The 5,983-nt window shown below is 65.9% G+C and carries 4 protein-coding genes; all 4 read right to left on the bottom strand.

The genetic code is table 11. The annotated features are described in order from the left end of the window. Nucleotides 1-110: 110 nt before the first annotated feature. The gene (locus tag FKP22_RS18470) at nt 111-467 is read right to left on the bottom strand and encodes a YciI family protein (RefSeq protein ID WP_211361461.1); all 357 of its coding nucleotides are present in this window, start codon (nt 465-467) and stop codon (nt 111-113) included. Between the two features lie 120 nt (nt 468-587). Beyond that, nucleotides 588-1,901 (bottom strand): DUF445 domain-containing protein, encoded by a 1,314-nt coding sequence (locus FKP22_RS18465; RefSeq protein WP_141289110.1) that lies wholly within the window; start codon nt 1,899-1,901, stop codon nt 588-590. A gap of 106 nt (nt 1,902-2,007) precedes the next feature. Further along, entirely contained in the window at nt 2,008-3,249 is a 1,242-nt protein-coding gene (locus FKP22_RS18460; protein WP_233446884.1) for a Fic family protein, read from the bottom strand. Between the two features lie 88 nt (nt 3,250-3,337). Next, nucleotides 3,338-5,983: fused isobutyryl-CoA mutase/GTPase IcmF (icmF, locus tag FKP22_RS18455; protein WP_141289108.1), on the bottom strand; the 2,646-nt coding region annotated here is incomplete at its 5' end.

Below are 5,983 nucleotides of genomic sequence, written 5' to 3'. Positions count from 1 at the left end.
TTCGGCCAGGGCCAGGTGGGCCAGGCCGAAGCGGCGGACCAGGTGTGCGAGCAGGCGCGGGCGCTGGCCGGCGATCAGTTCGGCGAGCATGCCGGGGTGGGTGGCAAGGCTCAGTTCACCGGGTCGATGCGCCGCAGCTCGATCCAGTTGCCGCCGTTCAGGTGCGGGCAGGTGGCGGCCAGGGCCTCGGCTTGGGCATCGCTTTCAGCCTTGAGCACGAAGGTGCCGCCGATCACGTCATGCGCTTCGGCATACGGGCCATCGGTGGCCACGGGCCGGCCGTTGACCAGCCGCAGCTGCCGGCCGCCGTCGTCGACCAGCTTCTCGCCGCCAGCCAGGTGGCCTTGCTCGGCCATCTGCTGCGCCCAGGCGGCGTACCGGGCGACGATCTCCTGCATCTCGTCGGCGCTCATGTCCGCGTAGCGGGCGGGTGTTTCGTGCAGCAGCAACAGGTATTGGTGGGTCATGCGGGCTCCAGGTCAGGTGGGGGACACACAGGCCTCGATGTGGCCTGTCCACTCTAGACGAGTGGCTGAGCTTGCAGATGACGCCGGGATCGCTGTTTTTTTAGGCCCCAGCCGGCGCCTTCAGTGCACCAGGAGCAGCAAGGCGTGCAGCAGCAGCCCGATCAGCCCGCCCACCAGCGTGCCGTTCAGGCGGATGAACTGCAGGTCGCGGCCGACGCCGAGCTCGACCTGTTCGACCAGGTGCGGCGTGTCCCAGCCCTTGATGGTCTGCGAGATGTGGTGGGTGAGCGTGAAGCGCATCGACTCGGCCATGCGGCCGGCGACGGACAGCACATGACGGTTGATCGCCTCGCGCAGCGCCGGGTCGCGGCCCAGCTCCTTGCCCAGCCGCGCCATGGCCTGCTGCAGGCGCTCGGCCATCGGTGAATCGGGGGCGGAGAGGTTGGCTTGCAGGTGGGCCTTCAGGTCGGTCCACAGGCTGCCCACGTAATCGCGCAGCGCCGGGTGCTGCAGCAGCTCGACTTTCAGGGCCTGGGCCTTGTCGCGCAACGCAGGGTCGTGCTGCAGGCGTTCGATGAAACCTTCGAACCAGGCGTGGTAACGCTGCCTGAGCGGGTGACCGGGCTCGTTCAGCACCGCAGCCATTTCGTCCAGCAGCGCGTCAGTCAGCTTCACGGCGAAGTCGTCGGCCATGGTGTCGGGGGACTTGACCCAGCCGACCACCGCCAGCATCTTGGGCCATTCGCGCCGGGCGTATTTCAGCACCATGTCCGAGACCTGCTCCTTCACCTCGGGCTGCTGCAGGTACACGCCGGCCTGCTTCAGTGCGCTGTCCAGCAGCTCGTGGTGGCGGCCGTCCTGCGTGAGCAGCTGCAGCAGGCGGCTGGCCGCGCCAGGCGCGTCCCAGCGTTCCACCAGCCGCGCCAGCTGCTTGTCGATCAGGCGGCGCACCGCGTCATCGTCCATCAGCGACAGGCCTTCGGCCACCGCCGCCTGCAGGATGCCGGTCAGCCGCTGGGTGTTGCCCGGCTCGGCCAGCCATTCGGCCAGCTTGGCGGCAGGGTCGGCCTGCTCCAGCTTCGCCAGCAGCGTGCCGGGTTCGAGGAAATGGTCGCGCACGAAGGCCGCGAGGTTGTCGGCAATGCGGTCCTTGCTCTCGGGCACGATGGCGGTGTGCGGAATCGGCAGGCCAAGCGGGTGGCGGAACAGCGCCACCACCGCGAACCAGTCGGCCATCGCACCCACAGCCGCCGCCTCGCAGAAAGCCTTGACCCAGGCCCAGCCGCCTTGCGCACCTTGCCATTCGGCCAGCACCAGGCCCGCAATCGCCAGCACCAGCATGCCAGCGGCAATGAGTTTCATGCGGCGCAGGTCAGCCCGCCGGCTGTCCAGCGCGTCGGCGGGCGGCGGGTGGGCACTTTCGCTCGACGGCATCGTCAGGTGTTCTCCAGGCCGGAGCATCGCCAGCCTCTGCTGGATTGTGAGGGCGCGATGAACATCGGCGTGTCAGCCAAGCGCGCGTTTGGGGTGCGAAAGCAGATCAGCTGGCGCCGTCCGCAGCCAGCGCGCTGGAGATGAAGCCACCATCGGTCAAGGCGCGCACCACACCACGGAGCAGCATGTTGCTGCTGAACCCGATGGTGTATTGCCGCGCGTCTGAGTAGATGGGCTGCAGCATCCCGTTGCCGACCAAGCGGCGGATCTGGTAAGTACGCTGAGCGCCCGTGAGGCCGGGCATGGCATCCGTGAGGTCGCCAGACTTCACCACCTTGCCCTTGATGGCGGCTAGCAGGATGCGCTCTTCCTGCGGTGTCACCAGCTGACGTTGGCGAGCGTGCGTCAGGGCCGGTACGAGGATTTCCGAGGTCAGGTTGTCGTAATCGGCGAGCCGGTCCACCTTGCTCAGTTCGTCCCGGATGCCCGTGAGCACGTAGGTGCACCACGCCTCCAAATCCTCGTCGCTGCCAGCGTCGGCCTTGGCGAGCATGTCGTAGTACTTTTCCCGGTCTGCACAGAACACGGCGGCCGGGTTCAACAGGCGGCCATCTTCTGCGCTGACCCGGAAACCGTACTTGATCAACAGCGCGTAGGTGAAGAGGCGTACCACCCGGCCATTGCCGTTTCCGAAGGGGTGGATCCAGGCAAACCGATGGTGGGCTAGTGCAACCTTCATCAGGTCGTACTTTTTCTGGTCCTCGCGGTTGACGAAGCCGACCAACTCTTCCATGTAGCCCGGCACCTGGATCGCGTCCGGCGGCGCATGGTCGGATTTGGCGATGCGCAACGGGCCAGTCCGGTAGGCGCCAGGTGTCGCGTCGCCTTCGCGGACCAACGCGTGCACCGCAGTGGCGTGCAGCCCGCGGATCAGATGGTTGCCAATCGGTGCGCCTGGGGTGACTGCCTGCTCGACCTGTTCCATCGCCCGCTCGATGTTCACCACTTCCTTGATGGAGTCGGCTGGTGCATCGGCCGAGGGCGCCGCCACCTTGGTCTCGATGTAGTCCGCAAGCGTCGTGTGGTTGCCCTCGATCCGTGCAGAGGCCAGGCTTTCCAGGAAATGGAAAACCTGCTTGAGCTGCTGGAAGACCGAGGGCGGCGTGGTGGCCTTGATTTCCAGCCGACGCAGGTGCTCCAGGTCCGTCAGGACATCGAGCAGTGGGGACGAAAAGCGAGGGTTGAGAAGCCTGAGCTCACGGTGAATGAACTGTGGCATGGGTGTTGAGCAAGTGGACGACGCCAGGAATTTATCTTGAATTCCTTCGGAAAATGTATTTAATGACAATGGCTTGGCGGAGTCCTCATGGGGAAAGATCTTCAGCGGGGCTTTTCAGCATGTTGAGCGGCGCTGAACATGCTTGTGAAATCTGGCCTCACATGCTGCGCCGATACTGCCCGCCCACCTCGAACAGCGCGGCGGTGATCTGGCCCAGCGAGCAGACGCGCACGGCGTCCATCAGGACTTCGAACACGTTGTGGTTGGCGATCACGGCTTGTTGCAGGCGCTGCAGCATCGCGGGGGCTTGTTCCGCGTGGCGGGTGTGGAAATCCCGCAGGCGGGTCAGCTGGCTCTGCTTTTCCTCGTCGGTGGAGCGGGCCAGTTCGATCTGCTGAGGCACCGCGTCCGCATGCGGCGAGCGGAAGGTGTTCACGCCGATGATGGGGTACTCGCCGGTGTGCTTGAGCATCTCGTAGTGCATGCTCTCTTCCTGGATCTTGCTGCGCTGGTAGCCGGTTTCCATCGCGCCCAGCACGCCGCCGCGCTCGGCAATCTTCTCGAACTCGGCCAGCACGGCTTCTTCGACCAGTTCGGTCAGCTCCTCGATGATGAATGCGCCCTGGCTGGGGTTCTCGTTCTTGGCTAGGCCCCACTCGCGGTTGATGATGAGCTGGATGGCCATTGCGCGGCGCACGCTGTCTTCGGTGGGCGTGGTGATGGCCTCGTCGAAAGCGTTGGTGTGCAGGCTGTTGCAGTTGTCGTAGACGGCGATCAGCGCCTGCAGCGTGGTGCGGATGTCGTTGAACTGGATCTCCTGCGCGTGCAGGCTGCGGCCAGAGGTTTGCACGTGGTACTTCAGCTTTTGCGAGCGTTCGTTGGCGCCGTACTTCTCTTTCATCGCCACGGCCCAGATGCGGCGCGCCACGCGGCCCAGCACGGTGTATTCCGGGTCCATGCCGTTGCTGAAGAAGAAGCTCAGGTTGGGCGCGAAGTCGTCGATGTGCATGCCACGCGCCAGGTAGGCTTCGACGAAGGTGAAGCCGTTGGAGAGCGTGAAGGCCAGCTGGCTGATCGGGTTCGCGCCGGCCTCGGCGATGTGATAGCCCGAGATGCTGACCGAGTAGAAGTTGCGCACCTGGTTTTGCACGAAGTACTGGGCCACGTCGCCCATCACCTTGAGGGAAAACTCGGTCGAGAAGATGCAGGTGTTCTGGCCCTGGTCCTCCTTCAGGATGTCGGCCTGCACCGTGCCGCGCACATTGGCCTGGGCCCAGGCGCGCAGCTTGGCCAGCTCGGCCGCATCTGGCGCGCGGCCGTGTTCGGCCTCGAACTTGGCGAACTGCTGGTCGATGGCGGTGTTCATGAACATCGCCAGGATGGTCGGCGCCGGGCCGTTGATCGTCATGCTGACGGAGGTCGTGGGGCTGCACAGGTCGAAGCCTGAATACAGCACCTTCATGTCGTCCAGCGTGGCGATGGAGACACCTGAATTGCCGACCTTGCCGTAGATGTCCGGCCGCAGGTCCGGGTCGTGGCCGTAGAGCGTGACCGAGTCGAACGCGGTGGAGAGGCGATGCGCCGGCATGCCTTCGGACACCAGCTTGAAGCGCCGGTTGGTGCGGAAGGCGTCGCCCTCGCCAGCGAACATGCGTGTCGGGTCCTCGCCTTCGCGCTTGAATGCGAAGGTGCCGGCGGTGTAGGGGTAGCGGCCGGGCACGTTGTCCAGCATCAGCCACTTGAGGATCTCGCCATGGTCCTCGTACTGCGGCAGCGCCACCTTGCGGATCTTGCTGCCGGACAGCGAGGTGGTGGTCAGCGCCGAGCGGATCTCCTTGTCGCGCACCTTGACCACCAGTTCGTCGGCCGCGTAGGCCTCGCGCAGCACGGGCCAGTCGGCGAGCAGGGCGCGGGCGTCGGCGTCCTGGCGCTGGTCCCGCTGCTGTGCGAGGTCGTCCAGCGCAGCCACCGCGTTGTTCTTTTCCGGCCGCGCTTCGGTCAGCATGCGGGCGCTCTCGCGCAGTTGCTGGATCTCGCGTGCCAGCCGGGCCTGGCTGCGGGCTCTGGCCTTGTAGCCACGCACGGTGTCGCTGATCTCGGCCAGGTAGCGCACGCGCGCGCCGGGCACGATGGGCACCTGGTGCGTGCTGTGGCGGGTGTTCACCGCGGGCAGGCGGCCGTCCTTCAGCGGCAGGCCGAGGGCAGTCAGCCGTGGCTTCAGCGCCTGGTACAGCGCGGTCACGCCGTCGTCGTTGAAGCGGCTGGCCATGGTGCCGAAGACCGGCATCTGGTCCGGCATCACATTGAAGGCTTCGCGGTTGCGCTGCACCTGCTTGGCGACGTCGCGCAGTGCGTCGGCCGCGCCCTTGCGGTCGAACTTGTTGATCGCAACGAACTCGGCGAAGTCCAGCATGTCGATCTTCTCGAGCTGGCTGGCGGCGCCGAACTCCGGCGTCATCACGTACATCGGCACGTCCACCAGCGGCACGATGGCCGCATCACCCTGGCCGATGCCGGAGGTCTCGACGATGATCAGGTCGAAGCCGGCCGCCTGGCAGGCTGACAGCACCGAGGGCAGCGCCGCGGAAACTTCCGAGCCGGTGTCGCGCGTTGCCAAACTCCGCATGTAAACCTTCGCGCCCTTGCCCCAGGGCTGGATCGCGTTCATGCGGATGCGGTCGCCCAGCAGCGCGCCACCGCTCTTGCGGCGAGACGGGTCGATGCTGATCACGGCGATCTGCAGCGCATCGTCCTGGTCCAGCCGCAGCCGGCGGATCAGCTCGTCGGTCAGGCTGCTCTTGCC

Source organism: Ideonella azotifigens (assembly GCF_006519715.1).
GTDB lineage: Bacteria > Pseudomonadota > Gammaproteobacteria > Burkholderiales > Burkholderiaceae_C > Ideonella > Ideonella azotifigens.
The sequence above is the reverse complement of the archived record's forward strand: the minus strand, read 5'-3'. Positions and strand labels throughout refer to the sequence as shown.